13 protein-coding genes and 1 tRNA gene are annotated in these 19,194 nt (G+C 69.8%); 9 read left to right on the top strand and 5 right to left on the bottom strand.

Features of this window, described 5'->3' with window-relative positions; all coding sequences use genetic code 11:
- Nucleotides 1-43 precede the first annotated feature (43 nt).
- The 7 genes from AB0I82_RS07830 (at nucleotide 44) to AB0I82_RS07860 (ending at nucleotide 9,423) form a co-directional block, all read left to right on the top strand.
- Complete coding sequence (locus tag AB0I82_RS07830) at nucleotides 44-2,326, top strand: FdhF/YdeP family oxidoreductase (RefSeq protein WP_363256257.1); 2,283 nt, start codon at nucleotides 44-46, stop codon at nucleotides 2,324-2,326.
- Between the two features lie 309 nt (nucleotides 2,327-2,635).
- Nucleotides 2,636-3,109, top strand: coding sequence for a hotdog fold thioesterase (locus AB0I82_RS07835; RefSeq protein WP_363256258.1), 474 nt, complete (start codon nucleotides 2,636-2,638; stop codon nucleotides 3,107-3,109).
- A gap of 499 nt (nucleotides 3,110-3,608) precedes the next feature.
- Nucleotides 3,609-4,829, top strand: a complete 1,221-nt coding sequence (locus AB0I82_RS07840; RefSeq protein WP_363256895.1) for a branched-chain amino acid ABC transporter substrate-binding protein — start codon at nucleotides 3,609-3,611, stop codon at nucleotides 4,827-4,829.
- A 127-nt stretch (nucleotides 4,830-4,956) separates the two neighbouring features.
- Nucleotides 4,957-5,886 (top strand): branched-chain amino acid ABC transporter permease, encoded by a 930-nt coding sequence (locus tag AB0I82_RS07845; RefSeq protein ID WP_363256259.1) that lies wholly within the window; start codon nucleotides 4,957-4,959, stop codon nucleotides 5,884-5,886.
- A gap of 5 nt (nucleotides 5,887-5,891) precedes the next feature.
- The gene (locus AB0I82_RS07850) at nucleotides 5,892-7,715 is read left to right on the top strand and encodes a branched-chain amino acid ABC transporter permease (protein WP_363256260.1); all 1,824 of its coding nucleotides are present in this window, start codon (nucleotides 5,892-5,894) and stop codon (nucleotides 7,713-7,715) included.
- Nucleotides 7,716-7,720: 5 nt separating this feature from the next.
- Entirely contained in the window at nucleotides 7,721-8,710 is a 990-nt protein-coding gene (locus AB0I82_RS07855; RefSeq protein WP_363256261.1) for an ABC transporter ATP-binding protein, read from the top strand.
- A complete protein-coding gene (locus AB0I82_RS07860) occupies nucleotides 8,707-9,423 on the top strand; it encodes an ABC transporter ATP-binding protein (protein ID WP_363256262.1) in 717 nt (238 codons plus the stop codon). Before AB0I82_RS07855 ends, AB0I82_RS07860 begins: the two co-directional genes overlap by 4 nt.
- 85 nt (nucleotides 9,424-9,508) lie before the next feature.
- On the opposite strand, the gene AB0I82_RS07865 is transcribed toward AB0I82_RS07860, so the two are convergent.
- A complete protein-coding gene (locus AB0I82_RS07865; protein ID WP_363256263.1) occupies nucleotides 9,509-10,171 on the bottom strand; it encodes a response regulator in 663 nt (220 codons plus the stop codon).
- Nucleotides 10,172-10,269: 98 nt separating this feature from the next.
- Between AB0I82_RS07865 and AB0I82_RS07870 the strand changes: the two genes are divergently transcribed.
- Nucleotides 10,270-10,342 (top strand) — tRNA-Leu (locus tag AB0I82_RS07870).
- Nucleotides 10,343-11,231: 889 nt separating this feature from the next.
- Here AB0I82_RS07870 and pyk read toward each other — a convergent pair.
- On the bottom strand, nucleotides 11,232-12,668 hold the full coding sequence (gene pyk, locus AB0I82_RS07875) for a pyruvate kinase (protein WP_363256264.1): 1,437 nt from the start codon (nucleotides 12,666-12,668) through the stop codon (nucleotides 11,232-11,234).
- Nucleotides 12,669-12,896: 228 nt separating this feature from the next.
- Nucleotides 12,897-13,634: an SIMPL domain-containing protein gene (locus tag AB0I82_RS07880; RefSeq protein ID WP_363256265.1), complete on the bottom strand. Its 738-nt coding sequence runs from the start codon at nucleotides 13,632-13,634 to the stop codon at nucleotides 12,897-12,899.
- 286 nt (nucleotides 13,635-13,920) lie between these two features.
- Here AB0I82_RS07880 and AB0I82_RS07885 point away from each other — a divergent pair, with 286 nt between their 5' ends.
- Complete coding sequence (locus AB0I82_RS07885; protein ID WP_363256266.1) at nucleotides 13,921-15,714, top strand: 5'-nucleotidase C-terminal domain-containing protein; 1,794 nt, start codon at nucleotides 13,921-13,923, stop codon at nucleotides 15,712-15,714.
- On the opposite strand, the gene AB0I82_RS07890 is transcribed toward AB0I82_RS07885, so the two are convergent.
- Nucleotides 15,670-17,130 (bottom strand): SidA/IucD/PvdA family monooxygenase, encoded by a 1,461-nt coding sequence (locus AB0I82_RS07890; protein WP_363256267.1) that lies wholly within the window; start codon nucleotides 17,128-17,130, stop codon nucleotides 15,670-15,672. The genes AB0I82_RS07885 and AB0I82_RS07890 overlap by 45 nt on opposite strands.
- Nucleotides 17,127-18,833 carry a pyridoxal-dependent decarboxylase gene (locus AB0I82_RS07895; RefSeq protein ID WP_363256268.1) on the bottom strand — a complete coding sequence of 569 codons (1,707 nt, stop codon included), beginning with the start codon at nucleotides 18,831-18,833 and terminating at the stop codon, nucleotides 17,127-17,129. The genes AB0I82_RS07890 and AB0I82_RS07895 overlap by 4 nt, the downstream gene beginning before the upstream one ends.
- Between the last annotated feature and the right edge of the window lie 361 nt (nucleotides 18,834-19,194).

Consider the following 19,194-nt stretch of genomic DNA (forward strand, 5'->3'; position numbering starts at 1 on the left):
CGCGCACGGCAGCTCGGCATCATCGGCACCCAGGGAGACCGCCATGGCAGGCAAAGCACCCGAGTCGGACCCGGTACAGGACGCACCCGAGGTCAGCGGCCCGAAGCACTCGGCCGTCGGCCTGCCCGCCATCACCAACGCGCTGCGCATCTCCCGACAGCAGATGGGCGTGAAGCGCACGGCCCTGACGCTGCTGCGCGTGAACCAGAAGGAAGGCTTCGACTGCCCCGGCTGCGCCTGGCCCGACCCCGACCACCGGCACGCGGCGGAGTTCTGCGAGAACGGCGCCAAGGCCGTCGCCGAGGAAGCCACCCTGCGCCGCGTCACGCCCGACTTCTTCGCCGCCCACTCCGTCGCCGACCTCGCGGGCCGCAGCGGCTACTGGCTCGGCCAGCAGGGCCGCCTCACCCAGCCCATGTACCTCGCCGAGGGCGCCACCCATTACGCCCCGGTGCCCTGGGAGCGCGCCTTCGACATCATCGCCGAGGAGCTGACCGGCCTGGTCTCCCCCGACGAGGCCGTCTTCTACACCTCCGGACGCACGAGCAATGAGGCCGCGTTCCTGTACCAGCTCTTCGCCCGCGAGTACGGCACGAACAACCTCCCCGACTGCTCGAACATGTGCCACGAGTCCTCCGGCTCGGCCCTCACCGAGACCATCGGCATCGGCAAGGGCAGCGTCTCCCTGGAGGATCTCCACAAGGCCGACCTGATCATCGTCGCCGGTCAGAACCCGGGCACGAACCACCCCCGCCAGCTCAGCGCCCTGGAGAAGGCCAAGGCCAACGGCGCGAAGATCATCTCGGTCAATCCGCTGCCCGAGGCCGGCCTGGAGCGCTTCAAGAACCCGCAGACCCCGCGCGGCCTGGCCGGCGGCGGCACCTCCCTCACCGACCTCTTCCTGCAGATCCGGCTCGGCGGCGACCAGGCCCTCTTCCGGGCGCTCAACCACCTCCTCCTGCAGACCGACGGCGCGCTCGACGAGGACTTCATCCGGGAGCACACCCACGGCTTCGAGGAGTTCGCCGCCGCCGCGGGCGACGGCCTGGACTGGGACGAGACCCTGCGGGCCACGGGCCTGACCCGCGCCGAGATCGACGAAGCGCTGCGCCTGGTCCTCGCCTCCAAGCGCACGATCGTCTGCTGGGCCATGGGCCTCACCCAGCACAAGCACTCCGTCCCCACCATCCGGGAAGTCGTCAACTTCCTGCTGCTGCGCGGCAACATCGGCCGCCCCGGTGCCGGCGTCTGCCCCGTCCGCGGCCACAGCAATGTCCAGGGCGACCGCACGATGGGCATCTTCGAGCGCCCCGCGCCCGCCTTCCTGGACGCCCTGGAGAAGGAGTTCGGCTTCGCGCCGCCCCGCGAGCACGGTTACGACGTCGTACGGGCCATCCGGGCGCTGCGCGACGGACAGGCCAAGGTCTTCTTCGCCATGGGCGGCAACTTCGTCTCCGCCACCCCCGACACCGAGGTCACCGAAGCCGCCGTGCGCCGGGCGAACCTCACCGTCCACGTCTCCACCAAGCTGAACCGCTCGCACGCCGTCACCGGCGCCCGCGCGCTGATCCTGCCCACCCTCGGCCGTACCGAGAAGGACCTCCAGGGCAGCGGCGAGCAGTTCGTCACCGTCGAGGACTCCATGGGCATGGTGCACGCCTCCCGCGGCCGCCTGGAGCCCGCGAGCCCGCACCTGCTGTCCGAGCCGGCCATCGTCTGCCGCCTCGCCCGCCGGGTCCTCGGCGAGAACAGCCGCATACCGTGGGAGGAGTTCGAGAAGGACTACGCCACGATCCGCGACCGCATCGCACGCGTCGTCCCCGGCTTCGAGGACTTCAACGCCCGCGTCGCGAGCCCGGACGGCTTCGCCCTGCCGCACGCCCCGCGCGATGACCGCCGCTTCCCCACCGCCACCGGCAAGGCCAACTTCACCGCGGCCCCGGTGGAGTTCCCCGCCGCCCCCGAAGGCCGGCTGCTCCTGCAGACGCTGCGCTCGCACGACCAGTACAACACCACGATCTACGGCCTGGACGACCGCTACCGAGGCATCAAGAACGGCCGCCGCGTCGTCCTGGTCCGCCCCGAGGACGCCCGTGCCCTCGGGCTCGCCGACGGCGCCTACACCGACCTCGTCAGCGAGTGGACCGACGGCAGCGAGCGCCGCGCCCCCGGCTTCCGGGTCGTCCACTACCCGACAGCGCGCGGCTGTGCCGCCGCCTACTACCCGGAGACGAATGTCCTGATCCCCCTGGACCACACCGCGGACACCAGCAACACCCCCGCCTCGAAGTCGGTGGTCGTCAGGCTGGAGCCGACCCAGCTCTGACATCCGCCCCACGCCTGGCCGCGCCCACGGCCCCTCCGGGGCCCGGGCGGGCCGGCGAGCGCGGCCGGGGGCCCAGCGGGACCGCCCTGGACGCTGCCGGCCGGACCTCCCACGGCAGCCCGGCCAGTGATGAGCCGCACAGCCCCAGCACCCCCGAACTGAGCGCGCGCTCAGTAGCCTGAGGGCGGCACGACGCCCGCCCCGTCCGGCCCACGGGCCGGGTCGGCCCCGTACGCGTACGGCCACACCACCCGGACACCGACGAACAGCGACCACGACGAGCAGCGCAAGCGAACGGAGCCGTACGCCATGGGCGAGCAGACCACGACCGCGTTCCCCCAGGAAGTCCTCGACCAGTGGGCCGGGGAGGGCCTGGACCTGCCCGCGCTGTTCTCCGCCGGCCACCTCGGCACGCGGATGAGCGTCCAGGTCGTGGAGGCAGCGCCGGAGCGGGTCGTCGGCACCATGCCCGTCGAAGGCAACACCCAGCCCTACGGCCTGCTGCACGGCGGCGCCTCCGCCGTCCTCGCCGAGACCCTCGGCTCGGTCGGCGCCATGCTGCACGGCGGCCCCGGCAAGCTCGCCGTCGGCGTCGACCTGAACTGCACCCACCACCGCGGCGTACGCACCGGCCTGGTCACCGGCGTCGCCACCCCCGTGCACCGCGGCCGCTCCACCGCGACGTACGAGATCGCCATCACCGACGAGCAGGGCAAGCGCGTCTGCAGCGCCCGCCTGACCTGCCTGCTGCGCGACGCTGAATCCCCGGCCCAGCCCTCCTGACCTGGCGATTCAGCCTCTGACGGCCTCGCGGCGGCCCCGCTCCGGAGACACCCGGAGCGGGGCCGCCGCGCGTTTCCCCCGCTCGCCTCCCCCGCCCTAACGCTGCGTAACCCGCGCAATGCGCCTCCGGCGCACGCCTCCCGCTCCGCAGCGGCGCCGCTCCCGTACCGCCGCCCGCACCGCATTCCGGACGCCCCGACCACGTCGTACGGCAAATCCCCTCGTAGAAGTGCAAGTTCACGCTCCGCCTGGCGCACACGCCCCATCGGTAAGGACCATCAGTACTAAACGCTCATCGAAGGTCATAACAAGAGCGTCACATCCTCGTCGGCGCCGATGCCCCGGCGAACGGGACCGCCTTACCATCACCGCCAGTCACCGCGCCGCCGGGCGCGCTGTACCAGCACGGCCTGTACCACCCCTTACAGCCCGGCGCGCGAACGGTCGCGCCACAGCGTGATCACGCCAGGGGAAAGGACTGATCGTGCGTCACCGTTCCTTGCTGATTCTCACCACCGCGGTAGCCGCCGGCGCCCTCACGCTCTCCGCGTGCGGCTCCCGCGGCGAAGACAAGAGCGGCGACGGCTCCAAGGCCACCGTCGTCATCGGCCTCGACGCCCCGCTCACCGGCGAACTCTCCGCCCTGGGCCAGGGCATCAAGAACTCCGCCGACCTCGCCGTGAAAAACGCCAACAAACAGAACGAGGTCGAGGGCGTCACCTTCGAACTGCGCCCCCTCGACGACAAGGCACTGCCCAACGCCGGCCAGCAGAACGCCACCAAACTCGCCGGCGACAAGGAAGTACTCGGCATCGTCGGCCCGCTGAACTCGGGCGTCGCCCAGTCCATGCAGCAGGTCGCGCAGTCCAACGGCGTCACCCTCATCTCCCCGGCCAACACCACGCCCGACCTCACCCAGGGCAAGAACTGGAAGAAGAACGACCGCAAGCGGCAGTTCTCCACCTACTTCCGCACCGCCACCACCGACGAGGTCCAGGGCGCGTTCGACGGCCAGTACGCCTACGAAAAGATGAAGGCCAAGACCGCCTACGTCATCGACGACCAGAAGACCTACGGCGTCGGCCTCGCCTCCTCCTTCAAGGACCAGTTCACCAAGCTCGGCGGCAAGATCGTCGGAACCGAGCACGTCAGCCCCGACGACCGTGACTTCAAGGCCGTCGTCGCCAAGGCCAAGGGCGCCAACCCCGACCTGGTCTTCTACGGCGGCGAATACCCCGCCTCCGGCCCGCTCAGCCAGCAGCTCAAGGACGGCGGCCTCGACGCCCCCCTCATGGGCGGCGACGGCATGTACAGCGCCGACTACATCGAACTGAACAAGAAGGCACAGGGCGACTACGCCTCCTCCGTCGGCAAGCCCGTCGAGCAGCTGCCCTCCGCCAAGAAGTTCATCGAGGACTACAAGGCCGCCGGCTACAAGGACCGCTACGAGGCATACGGCGGCTCCACCTACGACGCCACCTGGGCCATCATCCAGGCCGTCAAGCAGGTCGTCGCCGACAACAACGGCAAGCTCCCCGACGACGCCCGCAAGAAGGTCGTCGACGCCATGAACAAGGTCTCCTTCGACGGCGTCACCGGCAAGGTCGCCTTCGACAAGTACGGCGACACCACCAACACCATGATCACCGCCTACCAGGTCGACAACAAGCAGTGGAAGGCGCGCTTCAGCGCCGAGTTCAAGAAGTTCGACAAGAGCTGACCCGGCACCATCCGCCCGCACCGGCCGCGCCAGTCCCTCACCCCCACCTGGCGCGGCCCGGGCACACCGGCACACTCCCCGCCTGCCCGGCACACCGGCACCTTCCACACCCCACGGAGGCCCTGCGGTGAACGAACTGCCGCAACAGCTGGCCAACGGACTCATCCTCGGCGCGATGTACGGACTCATCGCGATCGGCTACACGATGGTCTACGGCATCGTCCAGCTCATCAACTTCGCCCACGGCGAGATCTTCATGGTCGGCGGCTTCGGCGCGCTCACCGTCTACCTCGCCCTCCCGCCCGGCATGTCCCTCATGGCGGCCCTCCCCCTCATGCTCATCGGCGGCATCGCCGTCTCCGTACTCGTCGGTGTGGCCGCCGAACGCTTCGCCTACCGCCCGCTGCGCGGCGCACCCCGCCTCGCCCCCCTCATCACCGCCATCGGCCTGTCCATCGCACTCCAGCAGGCCGTCTGGAAGTGGTACCCCGACGCCAAGAAGGCCCGGGTCTTCCCGCAGTTCAAGGGCGATGCCTTCGAGGTCCTGGGCGCCACCGTCCAGCGCGGCGACCTCTTCGTCCTCATCGCCGCCCCGATCTGCATGATCGCCCTCGGCTTCTTCGTCTCCAAGACCCGCAGCGGCCGCGCCATGCAGGCCACCGCCCAGGACCGCGACACCGCCGCCCTCATGGGCATCGACACCAACCGCATCATCGTCCTGGCCTTCGCCATCGGCGCCGCCTTCGCCGGCGTCGCCGCCGTCGCCTACGGGCTGCGCACCGGCGAGGTCCAGTTCCGTATGGGCTTCATCATGGGCCTCAAAGCCTTCACCGCGGCCGTACTCGGCGGCATCGGCAACATCTACGGCGCCATGCTCGGCGGCGTCGTCCTCGGCATCGCCGAAGCCCTCGCCACCGCCTACGTGGAATTCATCCCCGGCATGACCCAGTTCGGCGGCGGAGCCTGGAAAGACGTCTGGGCCTTCGTCCTCCTCATCCTCGTACTCCTCCTGCGACCACAGGGCCTGCTCGGCGAACGCGTCGCGGATCGGGCGTGATAGCGATGACCACCGCACCCACCACGAACCCCGCCGCCGCGGACACCCCCGCGACCACCCCCGGCCTCCTCCCCCTCCCCGCACGCGCCGCCCGCATCATCACCGCCGCCGGCGCCCTCGCCACCGCCGCCTCCACCAGCATGTCCTGGACCTGGAGCAGCGAATTCCCCGGCGACCTCACCTACTACGGCTCCCCCGCCGGACTCCAGCTCATCACCCTCACCGGTGCCCTGCTCACCCTCGCCTTCGCCCTCGCCGGCCTCGGCGTCCGCGGCCTGACCGTCCTCACCCCCGGCGGCCGCAACGCACCCGCCCTCCTCGCCGCCCTCGGCACCTTCGCCGCCACCTGGTTCACCCTCGCCGCCATCGCCGTACAGCTCGGCGGCCTGGTCAACCTCGAACCCGGCGGCTTCCTCGCCGGCATCACCTCACTGATCGCCCTCGCCGGCGCACTCGGCCTCCCCGCCGACCACACCCCCGGCACACCCCCGCACGGCCCGTGGCAGCGCTTCACCAACAGCTGCGCGGCCGTCCCCACCCCCCGGCCCGCCAAACAGCTCCCCGCCTGGGCCGAGATCCTCCTCATCGCCGTCGCCTTCGGCATCGGCCTCTACGCCTTCACCTACGGCATCGACGCCGAGGACGGACCCCCCTTCGTCGGCTACCTCCTCTTCGTCGCACTCGCCATCGCCGCCGTCCACCGCGCCGGCCTGATCAACCGCCTCACCGCACTCACCCACCGGCACCGCGGCATCGCACTCGTCGCCGCCTTCGTCGCCGCGGCCGCCTTCCCCTTCACCCAGGACACCGACGAGTACACGATCATCGGCGCCAACATCCTGATCTTCGCCACCGTCGCCCTGGGCCTCAACGTCGTCGTCGGCCTCGCCGGCCTCCTCGACCTCGGATACGTCGCCTTCCTCGGCGTCGGCGCCTACGCCGCGGCCCTCGTCTCCGGCTCCCCCGACTCCGCCCTCGGCATCCAACTCCCCTTCTGGGCAGCCCTCCTCACCGGAGCCGCCGCAGCCCTCGTCTTCGGCGTCCTCATCGGCGCCCCCACCCTGCGACTGCGCGGCGACTACCTCGCCATCGTCACCCTCGGCTTCGGCGAGATCTTCCGCATCGCCATGCTCAACCTCAACGGCACCACCGGACCCGACGTCACCAACGGCGCCATGGGCATCCCCAACGTCCCCAACCTGGAGATCTTCGGCTTCAACTTCGGCGAACCCCACACCATCCTCGGCGTGCCCATCGCCACCTACGGCAACTACTACCTCCTCATGATCCTCGTGACGGCCTTCGTCGTCCTCGTCTTCCGCCGCGCCGCCGCCTCCCGCATCGGACGCGCCTGGATCGCCATCCGCGAGGACGAAACCGCCGCCATCGCCATGGGCATCAACTCCTTCCGCCTGCGCCTGCTCGCCTTCGCCCTCGGCGCCGCCCTCGCCGGACTCGCCGGAACCGTCCATGCACACGTAGTAACGACCGTCACACCCGAGCAGTTCCAGTTCGCCGGACCGCAACCGCCCAACTCCGCCTTCCTCCTCGCCGCCGTCATCCTCGGCGGCATGGGCACCCTCAGCGGACCCCTCGTCGGCGCGGCACTCCTCTTCCTCATCCCCGCCAAGCTGGACTTCCTCCAGGACTACCAGCTGTTCCTCTTCGGCCTCGCCCTCGTCCTCCTCATGCGCTACCGGCCCGAAGGTCTCATCCCCGACCGCCGCAAGCAGCTCGAATTCCGCGAAACCGGCCAGCTCGACGTGCCGGACGTACCCGAACAGCGCCTGAGCGACAACACCACCGGCGCTACGAAGGCAGGGGCGTGAGGACCATGACCACACCCACCACCGTCACGAAGAGCAACGACGCCGTCCTCGAAGCCGCGGGCGTCACCATGCGGTTCGGCGGACTCACCGCCGTACGCGCCGTCGACCTCACCGTCGCCCCCGGCGAGATCGTCGGCCTCATCGGCCCCAACGGCGCCGGCAAAACCACCTTCTTCAACTGCCTCACCGGCCTCTACACCCCCACCGAAGGCACCGTCAGCTACAAAGGCACCCGCCTCTCCCACAAACCCCACCTCGTCACCCAGACCGGAGTCGCCCGCACCTTCCAGAACATCCGCCTCTTCGCCAACATGACCGTCCTGGAAAACGTCCTCGTAGGCCGCCACACCCGCACCAAAGAAGGCCTGTGGTCCGCGCTCCTACGAGGCCCCGGCTTCAAGAAAGCCGAACGCGGCAGCGAGGCCCGCGCCATGGAACTCCTCGAATTCACCGGCCTCGCCGCCAAACGCGACCACCTCGCCCGCAACCTCCCCTACGGCGAACAGCGCAAGCTCGAAATCGCCCGCGCGCTGGCGAGCGAGCCGGGCCTGCTGCTGCTGGACGAACCGACCGCCGGCATGAACCCCCAGGAGACCCGCGCCACCCAGAACCTCGTCCTCGCCATCCGCGACCAAGGCACCGCCGTCCTCGTCATCGAGCACGACATGCGCTTCATCTTCAACCTCTGCGACCGCGTCGCCGTCCTCGTCCAGGGCGAAAAACTCATCGAAGGCACCGCGGACGTCGTCCAGGCCGACGAACGCGTCGTCGCCGCATACCTTGGTACGCCCTTCGAAGGCGCACCGGGCGACGAGGAAGCCGCCGAGGTGGACGCGGCGGAGGCGCATGCAGCCGAGCCGCGGGCGGGCGGAGCGCGGCGGGCCGATGCAGCCGGTACGGCCAGTACGGCAAGTACCGAGCCACCGCCGACAGACGGCGCGGCCCCGGGTACGGGCACCGCGCCCGAGAACCCCCCGAACGGAGACGCGCGATGACCGCCCTGCTCGAAGTCGAGGACCTCCGCGTCGCCTACGGCAAGATCGAAGCCGTCAAGGGCATCTCCTTCACCGTCGAAGCCGGCCAGGTCGTCACCCTCATCGGCACCAACGGCGCAGGCAAAACCACCACCCTGCGCACCCTCTCCGGCCTCCTCAAACCACTCGCCGGAAAGATCACCTTCGACGGCGACGTACTCAACGGCGTCGCCCCCCACAAGATCGTCGAACGCGGCCTCGCCCACTCCCCCGAAGGCCGCCGCCTCTTCCCCCGCCTCACCATCGCCGAAAACCTCCAGCTCGGCGCCTTCCTCCGCAAGGACGGCACCGGCATAGAACGCGACATCCAGCGGATCTACGAGCTCTTCCCCATCCTCGGCGAACGCCGCAAACAAGCCTCCGGCACCCTCTCCGGCGGCGAACAACAGATGCTCGCCATGGGCCGCGCCCTGATGTCCCGCCCCAAGCTGCTCATGCTCGACGAGCCCTCCATGGGCCTCTCCCCGATCATGATGCAGAAGATCATGGAGACCATCCGCGAACTGCGCTCCCAGGGCACGACGATCCTCCTCGTCGAACAGAACGCCCAGGCCGCGCTCTCCCTCGCCGACCACGGCCACGTCATGGAGATCGGCAAGATCGTCCTCTCCGGCACCGGCCAGGACCTCCTCCACGACGAGTCGGTCCGCAAGGCGTACCTGGGCGAGGACTGACCCCTGTACGAGGGCAACGCCGAGGGCCGCACCGTCATCACGGTGCGGCCCTCGGCACAGCCCCTCTACGAGGCGGGCTGCTCCCTCACTCGGAGGGCTGCTCCTTCTCCTTCTGCTTCTTCTCCTCGGCGTCCTCGATGACCGCCTCGGCGACCTGCTGCATCGAGAGCCGGCGGTCCATCGACGTCTTCTGGATCCAGCGGAAGGCGGCGGGCTCGGTCAGCCCGTACTGCGTCTGCAGAATGCTCTTCGCACGGTCGACGAGCTTGCGCGTCTCCAGGCGCTGCGTGAGGTCCGCGACCTCCTTCTCCAGCGTCTGCAGCTCCGTGAACCGGCTCACGGCCATCTCGATCGCCGGCACGACGTCGCTCTTGGAGAACGGCTTGACGAGGTACGCCATGGCACCGGCGTCCCGCGCCCGCTCGACCAGCTCACGCTGGGAGAACGCGGTCAGCATCAGCACCGGGGCGATGCTCTCCTCGGCGATCTGCTCGGCCGCGGAGATGCCGTCGAGGACGGGCATCTTCACATCGAGGATCACCAGGTCGGGGCGGTGCTCACGGGCCAGCTCCACGGCCTTCGCGCCGTCACCGGCCTCGCCGACGACCGTGTAGCCCTCCTCCTCCAGCATCTCTTTGAGATCCAGGCGGATGAGCGCCTCGTCCTCGGCGATGACGACGCGGGTGGTCTGCGGCGGGACGTGCGACTGCTCGTCGGCGACGGGCTGCTCGGGCTCGGCGGCGCTCACGTGACTCCTCGTTCCAGGCAGGTGGTGCCCCACGAGCCTACCTATCTCCTGTATGTTTGGAGAACGGCGGGCCACCGCTCGCCTTTCTTTCAAAGGAAGCCCCGGTAGCCCAGCGGCAGAGGCGATGGTCTCAAACACCATGTAGCGTGGGTTCGAATCCCACCCGGGGCACTTTACCTTCATTTCGAAGACGCTGCGCCTGGTCGCTGATCTTCACTCCGTACGGTGAACACCTCTTCGATCCGACCCGCGATGGTAAAGATCACGCCACGATCTTCAGCGTGTACGACATCGCGACGCGCAAGCGCGCTCTCTCGCTCCTGGCGCAAGGCCGCAGTCTCAACTCCGTGAGCAAGCAGATGGGCATATCCCGCCATGCGATCACCAGATGGCAAACCCGGATCGAGCCCCTCCCGCGCACCCCGGATTGCGTTCGATGCAGCCTCACCCCTCGACCTCCGGACGACGCCGCCGCCTACGCCTACGTGCTCGGCCTCTATCTCGGCGACGGCCACATCATCTCCAAGCCCAGGCAGCACTACCTGAGTGTCACCTGCGCCGACGCATGGCCGGGTCTCATCGATGAAGCCGAATCGGCGATACGTCGAGTCATGCCCCGGTACACAGTGACGCGACTGCAACGGCAAGGATGCGCCGACGTCAAGTCGTTCACTCGCCACTGGACATGCCTGATACCCCAGCACGGGTCGGGCAAGAAGCACGATCGCCTCATCGCCCTGCAGCCCTGGCAACAGCAAGTCGTGGACACGCACCCGTGGCTATTCATCCGGGGACTCTTCCATTCCGACGGATGCCGCGTCACCAACTGGACGACCCGGACGGTCGGAGGTGAGCGCAAGCGGTACGAGTATCCGCGGTACTTCTTCACCAACCGATCCGCGGACATCCGGAAGCTGTGCTCCGACACCCTCGACAAGGTCGGCGTCGAGTGGCGAATCACCCGCCGCGGCAGCGAGCCGTACAACATCTCCGTGGCCCGACGTGGGCGTCCGTGGCGCTCACGGACGCCCACGTCGGGCCGAAGTACTGAACCGGGCCGCTACTTCAGCGAGTCGGCCTCGCCGATGTGGTGTACGCGGACCAGGTTCGTCGAACCGGGTACGCCGGGCGGGGAGCCGGCCGTGATGATCACGACGTCGCCGCGCTCGCAGCGGCCGATGCGGAGGAGTTGTTCGTCGACCTGGGCGACCATCTCGTCCGTGGAGTCGACGGTCGGGCCGAGGAACGTCTCGACGCCCCAGGTGAGGTTCAGCTGGGAGCGCGTGGCCGGCTCCGGCGTGAAGGCGAGGAGGGGGATCGGCGAGCGGTAGCGGGAGAGCCGCCGGACCGTGTCGCCGGACTGCGTGAAGGCCACGAGGAACTTCGCGCCGAGGAAGTCGCCCATCTCGGCGGCGGCGCGCGCCACCGCCCCGCCCTGCGTGCGCGGCTTGCTGGTCTCGGTGAGCGGCGGCAGCCCCTTGGCGAGGATGTCCTCCTCGGCGGCCTCGACGATGCGGCTCATCGTCCGGACGGTCTCGGTGGGGTACTTGCCGACGGACGTCTCCCCGGAGAGCATCACCGCGTCCGTGCCGTCGATGACGGCATTCGCGACGTCGGACGCTTCCGCGCGCGTCGGCCGGGAGTTGTCGATCATCGAGTCGAGCATCTGCGTGGCGACGATGACCGGCTTGGCATTGCGCTTGGCGAGCTTGACCGCCCGCTTCTGAACGATCGGGACCGTTTCGAGCGGCATTTCGACGCCCAGGTCACCGCGGGCGACCATGATGCCGTCGAACGCGGCGACGATGTCGTCGATGTTGTCGACCGCCTGGGGCTTCTCGACCTTGGCGATGACGGGGAGGAAGCGCCCCTCCTCGCGCATGATGCGGTGGACGTCCTCGATGTCGCGGCCGCTGCGTACGAAGGACAGCGCGATGACGTCGGCGCCGGTGCGCAGCGCCCAGCGGAGGTCGTCCTGGTCCTTTTCGGAGAGCGCGGGGACGGAGACGGCGACGCCGGGCAGGTTGAGGCCCTTGTGGTCGGAGACCATGCCGCCTTCGATGACGCGGGTGCGGACCTTGGGGCCGTCGACGCCGATGACTTCGAGGGTGACCTTGCCGTCGTCGACGAGGATGCGTTCGCCGGTGGTGACGTCGGCGGCGAGTCCCTCGTAGGTGGTGCCGCAGACGTGGCGGTCGCCTTCGGTATCGGGTTCGACGGTGATGGTGAATTCGTCGTCGCGTTCGAGGAGGACGGGGCCTTCTCGGAATCGGCCGAGGCGGATCTTCGGACCTTGAAGGTCGGCGAGTACGCCGACGCTGCGGCCGGTCTCGTCGGATGCCTTGCGGACCCGCTCGTAACGCGCCTCGTGGTCGGCGTAGGTGCCGTGGCTGAGGTTGAAGCGGGCCACGTCCATTCCGGCTTCGACGAGTGCCTTGATCTGCTCGTACGAATCTGTGGCGGGTCCCAGGGTGCAGACGATCTTTGCTCGGCGCATGGCGTCGACCCTATGACTTACCGGTGGGTAGAGAACTGTGGAGAAGTGACCGCCCAACGGCGGTGAAGTGAAAGGCTCTTGACAAGTATTGGAATGCGCGAGTCGCCGCTCCTATGAGCAGCTTTCGAGGCTTGCACGTGCGCTCGTACACGCATCCGCACGCCCCTCAAATGTACGCACGCCCCGCGAGGCTCCGCGTACACCCGTCACACGGCGGGCAACCTCACGTCACAGCACCGGCCGGGTCATCGTGAAGCGCGCGTTGACGTGTGCGTACACGGTCTGCTGCTGGGGTTCGAGGTCGAGCGCGGGGGCGGTTTCCTCGTGCGCTGCGCCCCCGTAGGCGGCGCGGGAGCGGAGCATCGGGTTGCCGGCGGGGGCGGCGTTCTCGGCGCCGATGTCGGCGAGTTCGACGAGCGCGTCGAGGCGCGCGCCAAGCGCTTCGGCGTACTCGCGGGCGCGCTGTACGGCTTCGCGTACGGCCTGCTGGCGGGCCTCGCGGTGGGCGGGCGAGTCGGGGCGCAGGTCCCACCAGGGGCCGGCGACGCGGGTGAGTTCCAGGTCGGCGAGGCGGGTGGCGAGTTCGCCGAGTGCGGTGAAGTCGGTGAGGGTGGCGGTGAGGTGGACGTTGCCGTGGTAGGCGCGTACGCGTTCGCCGCGGCCCTTGTGGGTGAGTTGGGGCGTGACGGTGAAGGCGCCGGTGGCGAGCTTTTCCACAGCTTCGCCGTAGCTCTTGACGAGGTCGAGCACTTCGGCGTTGCGGCGGGTGAGGTCCTGGAGCGCGGTGGCGCGGTCGGTACCGCGGGCCTGGACGGTGATGCCGATGCGGGCGATCTCGGGGGCGACGTCCAGGCGGGCTTCGCCGCGCACGGCGACGCGCGGGACGTCCGGGGTGCCGTACGGGAGGGCGTCGCCGGGGGTTCCGGCGGGGGCGGTGTCGGTGCTGGTGGTGGGCGCGTCGGTCATGTGGTGGGGGCTCCTTCTGGCGGCGCGGCGCGGCCTCGCTCCGGACGGCGTCCTGCTGCGCAGAGCCTCGCACGGCGGCGGGGGTTTGTCAGGCGAGTGCGGGAGCGGTCGGCGGCGCGGCGGTCATCTGATCGCAACCTGTGAGGGGTGTTGCGGGAGGGGCTCCTGCGCCAGAATCTACGCGCGTCGTTCACCCGAACGTGACGTCCATCTACGCGCGTTGTTCCGCTGTACGTCCAGTCGTACGCCAACGGTCCGCAGGGATGCGGACGGTCAAGGAGAGGTCATGCCGCTCGATCGCAGAACGTTTGTGGGAAGTTCCGTCGCCGCCGGTGCCGGGGTGGCGCTGACGAGCGCAAGTGCGCCGGCCGCCGCGGTGCCCACGGGGCACGGCGGCGGCAAGCGGTACGCGTTCACCGTCATGGGCACCACCGACCTGCACGGCAATGTCTTCAACTGGGATTACGCGACGGACGCGGAATTCGACGACGCGGCCCACAACGACGTCGGCCTGGCGAAGATTTCGACCCTGGTGAATGAGGTACGCGCCGAAAAGGGACGCGGCAACACCCTTCTCATCGACGCGGGCGACACCATCCAGGGCACGCAACTGGCGTACTACTACGCAAAGGTGGACCCGATCACCGGCGCGAACGGCCCGGTGCACCCGATGGCCCGGGCGATGAACGCCATTGGTTACGACGCCGCGGCGCTCGGCAATCACGAGTTCAATTACGGCATTCCGGTGCTGCGCAAGTTCGAGGAGAACTGCGACTTCCCGCTGCTGGGCGCGAACGCGGTGGACGCCAAGACGCTGCGCCCGGCGTTCCCTCCGTATGTCATCAAGCGGCTGCGCACGCCGCAGGGGCGGGACGTCCGGGTCGGCATTCTGGGGCTGACGAATCCCGGTATCGCGATCTGGGACAAGGCGCACGTGCAGGGGAAGATGGCGTTTCCCGGTCTGGAGGAGCAGGCCGCGAAGTGGGTTCCGCGGTTGCGGGCGCTGGGTGCGGACGTGGTGATCGTGGCCGCGCATTCCGGGTCGAGCGGCACGTCCTCGTACGGGGATCAGCTGCCGTACGTGGAGAATGCGGCGGCGTTGGTGGCGCAGCAGGTGCCGGGCATCGACGCGATTCTGGTGGGGCACGCGCATACGGAGATTGCGGAATACCGGGTGAAGAATGAGCGGACGGGCCGTGAGGTGGTGCTGTCGGAGCCTTTGAAGTGGGGGCAGCGGCTGACGTTGTTCGACATCGAGATGGCGTGGGAAAAGGGTCGTTGGTCGGTGGATTCGGTGTCGGCGCGGGTGCTGAACTCGAATGCGGCGGCGGAGGATGCGCGTATTTCGGGGCTGCTGCGTGATGCCCACGCGAAGGTGGTGCGTTATGTGAACCAGGTGATCGGGCGGTCGACGGCGCGGCTGTCCGCGGCGGAGGCTCCGTACAAGGACACTCCGGTGCTGGATTTCATCGCGTTCGTGCAGGCGGAGGTGGTGCGGAAGGCGCTGGCCGGGGGCGCGTACGCGGAGCTGCCGGTGGTGTCGCAGGCGTCGTGTTTCTCGCGTACGGCGGCGGTGCCGGCGGGGGATGTGACGATCCGGTCGATGGCGGCGCTGTATCCGTTCGACAATACGCTGGAGGCGCGAGTGTTGACCGGCGCGCAGCTGAAGGATTACTTGGAGTTCTCGGCGCGGTATTACGTGCGGACGCCGGCGGGTGGCGAGGTGGATCCGTCGAAGCTGACGAATGCGGATGGCATTCCGGATTACAACTATGACGCGGTGAGCGGCGTTTCGTACGAGATCGACATTGCGAAGCCGGCGGGGCAGCGGATCGGGAAGCTGGTGCGGGACGGGAAGCCGGTGGATCCGGCGGCCCGTTTCGTGTTGGCGGTGAACAATTATCGGGCGAGCGGTGGGGGGAATTTTCCGCATGTGGCGAAGGCGGAGCAGGTGTGGGTGACGTCGGACGAGATCCGGAATCTGATCATTGAGTGGGTGAAGCAGTCGGGCTCGATCGACGCGTCGCGTTTTGCGTCAGTGGACTGGAAGCTGACGCGGGACGGAGTTCCGGTCTTCTGACGGGCGTGTGGCGGCGGGCGGCTGGGGCTGGAGCCGCCGCCCGCCGGGGGCCTGCTGGTGGCCCGGTTGCGGTGTCAGGCCGAAGGTGGTGAAGGCGGTGCGGTCGGGGAGGGGGTAGGGCGTGGTGCCGGTGAGGTGGTTGAGGATGACGGCACTGCGCCAGGCGGCGAGGCCGAGGTCGGGGGCGCCGACGCCGTGGGTGTGGCGTTCGGCGTTCTGTACGTAGACGGAGCCGGTCACGCGGGTGTCGAGGTGCAGTCGGTGGTGGGCGTCGATGCGGGGGCGGCCGGCGGTGTCGCGGCGGAGGTAGGGGTCGAGGGCGCCGGTGAGGGCGTCGAGGCTGCGTTCACGGTAGCCGGTGGCGAGGACGACGGCGTCGGTGCTGAGCCGGCTGCGGGTGTGCTGGTGGGCGTGTTCCAGGTGGAGTTCGATGGTGTGGGTGCCGATGCGGCCCGCGGTGCGGACGGTGACTCCTGGGGTGAGGACGGCATCGGGCCAGCCGCCGTCGATGGTGCGTTCGTACAGCTCTTGGTGGATGGCGGCGATGGTGTCGTGGTCGATGCCTTTGTAGAGCTGCCATTGCTGGGGGACGAGCGTGTCGCGGGTGGCTTCGGGGAGGCCGTGGAAGTAGCGGGTGTGGTCGGGGGTGAATTGTTCGAGGCCGAGCTTGCTGTACTCCATGGGCGCGAAGGCGGGCGTGCGCGCCAGCCAGTGCAACCGTTCGTGACCTGTGGGGCGGTTGCGGAGCAGGTCGAGGAAGATCTCGGCGCCGGACTGGCCGGAGCCGATGACGGTGATGTGGTCGGCGGCGAGCAGGCGTTGGCGGTGGTCGAGGTAGTCGGCGGAGTGGATGACGGGGAGGGTGGGGGCGTCGGCGAGGGGCTGGAGCGGCTCGGGGACGTGGGGCGCGGTGCCGATGCCGAGGACGACGTTGCGGGCGTATGTCCTGCCGAGTGCTTCGGCCTCGCCCTCGGCGTCGAGCTGGGTGTGGTCGACCTCGAAGACGGCGTGTTCGGCGTTCCAGCGGAGGCCGTCGATCTGGTGGCGGAAGTGCAGGCCGGGGAGGTTTTCGCTGACCCAGCGGCAGTACGCGTCGTACTCGGCGCGGGGGGCGTGGAAGCGTTCGGCGAAGTAGAAGGGGTAGAGCCGGTCGCGGTGCCTGAGGTAGTTCAGGAAGCTCCAGGGGCTGGTGGGGTCGGCGAGGGTGACGAGGTCGGCGAGGAAGGGGACTTGGAGGGTGGCGCCGTCGATCATGAGGCCGGGGTGCCAGTGGAAGGCGGGCCGTTGGTCGTAGAAGGCGCAGGTCAGGTCGGTGAGCGGCGAGGCGAGGGCGGCGAGTGAGAGGTTGAAGGGGCCGATGCCGACGCCGACGAGGTCGAGGGGGGTGCGGGGGTCGGGGGTGGGGGCGGTGGTCATCGGGGGGTGTGGCCTTCCACTAGGTCGATGAGGGCGCGCAGGTCGTCGGGGTGCGCGTGGGGGTTGAGGAGGGTGGCCTTCAGCCAGAGGCCGGTGGGGGTGGTGGCGCGGCCCAGTACGGCGCGGCCGTCGTGCAGGAGGCGGCGGCGGATGGTGGCGACGGTGGTGTCGTCGGCGCCGGTGGGGCGGAAGAGGACAGTGGTGAGGGTGGGGCGTGAGTGCAGTTCGAGGGTGGGGCGTGCCTCGATGAGGTCGGCGAGGGTGCGGGCGGCGGTGACGGTGCGGTCGACGAGGTCGGCGATGCCGCGGCGGCCGAGTGCTTTGAGGGTGACGGCGATCTTGAGGATGTCGGGGCGGCGGGTGGTGCGCAGCGAACGGCCGAGCAGGTCGGGGAGGCCGGCTTCGGTGTCGTCGTCGGCGTTGAGGTAGTCCGCGCGGTGGTCGAGGGGGGTGAGGTCGCGGGCGTCGGGGACGGCGAGGAATCCGGCGGCGACCGGCTGCCAGCCGAGTTTGTGCAGGTCGAGGGTGACGGTGTGGGCGCGGTGCAGGCCGGTGAGCAGGTGCCGGTGGGTGTCGCTGAAGAGGACCGGTCCGCCGTACGCGGCGTCGATGTGGAACCGGGCGCCGTGTGCGGCGGCGACGTCGGCGAGGGCGGGCAGCGGGTCGATCGCACCGGAGTCGGTGGTGCCGGCGGTGGCGACGACGAGGAGGGGTCCGGTCAGGCGGTCGAGCGCCGCCGCCAGGTCGCCGGGGTCGAGCGTGCCGTCGGGCGTGGGAACGGTGACGGGCGCGGGCAGTCCGAGCAGCCATGCCGCCCGGTGGATGCTGTGGTGCGCGTTGGCTCCGCAGACGACTTGCAGGGGCGGCCCGGTGGGTGCGGTGGGGCCGGGCTGTGACGGGTGTGGGGTGTGTGGGTGAGCGGCGAGGTGCGGGTGGGCGCCGTTGTGCGGGCGGGCGGGGTGCTCGGGGCCGTGGCCGGTCCGGTCACCGACGCGATGCCCGTCCGTGTGCGCACCGCCCGGACCCGAACCACCCGGTCCCGAGCCGTGCGCCAGGCCTTGGCAGGGACCGTACGGGGGCGAGTACGGAGCTGTGTACGAGGGCGTGTACGCGGCCGCTCCCTGTGAAGCGGGGGTGCGGTGCTCGCGGGCGGCGCGCTCCGGGTCGGCCTCCTGCCCCCATACGGAGTGGCCCTGAGCCGTGTACTCCTGGGCCGCTCGCTCCCTGGCCAGCAGTACGGCGAGTTGGTTCGACTCGGTACCGCCCGTGGTCACCAGGGCTTCGGCGTCGGGCCCCTGCGGGTGCACGAGCTCGGCGAGGGCGCGGGTGGTCAGGGCTTCCAGCTCGGACGCGGCGGGGGCCTGGTCCCAGGAGTCCATGGAGGGGTTGAGGGCCGAGGCGGCGAGGTCGGCGGCGGTGGCGAGGGCGAGCGGCGGGCAGTGCAGGTGCGCGGCGCAGTGCGGGTCGGCGGGGTCGGCGGCCCCGGCGGCGAGCGTACGGACGACCGCGCGCAGGGCGGCGTGCGGTCCGGCGCCGGTGTCCTGGAGGAGCGGCGCGCACGCCTCGCGCACGGCGTCCGCGACGCTCTCGGGGCCGCCTGTCGGCAGCGGTCCGCCGCGCTCGGCGGCCCCGGTGGCCAGGGCGTCGAGCACGGTGTCCAGCAGCGGCCGCAGCGCCTTGGCCCCTTGCGGGCCGCCGGCCAACTCGGGGGTGGCGGGGGCGTCAGTAGCGGGTGTGTCGGGGAGCGTAAGCGGAGGGGGCTGAGCGGGGACCGGTACGGGGGCCGGCTCCGGGGGCAGAACGGGTTCGCGGGCCTTTGCGGGACTTGTGGGACTGGGAGAGCTCGCGGGACTTGAGGGGCTTGCGGGGGTGCGATCGCCTGGGGCCGGGGCGCCTGGGGCGGGCACAGGCATGGATGTGCCCTTCTTGTCGGGGAATCGATTGGTTTAGGGCGACCTAAGTTACTTCCGGTGTCGAGTACTTCGCCGAGATGCGGGTGGAGTCCACTCGCACGAGGGACACGCGTAAGGGTTGCGGCGAACGGATCTGGTATGGGCCCCGCCC

Origin of the sequence: Streptomyces sp. NPDC050315 (assembly GCF_040655775.1) — a bacterium.
Taxonomy (GTDB): domain Bacteria; phylum Actinomycetota; class Actinomycetes; order Streptomycetales; family Streptomycetaceae; genus Streptomyces.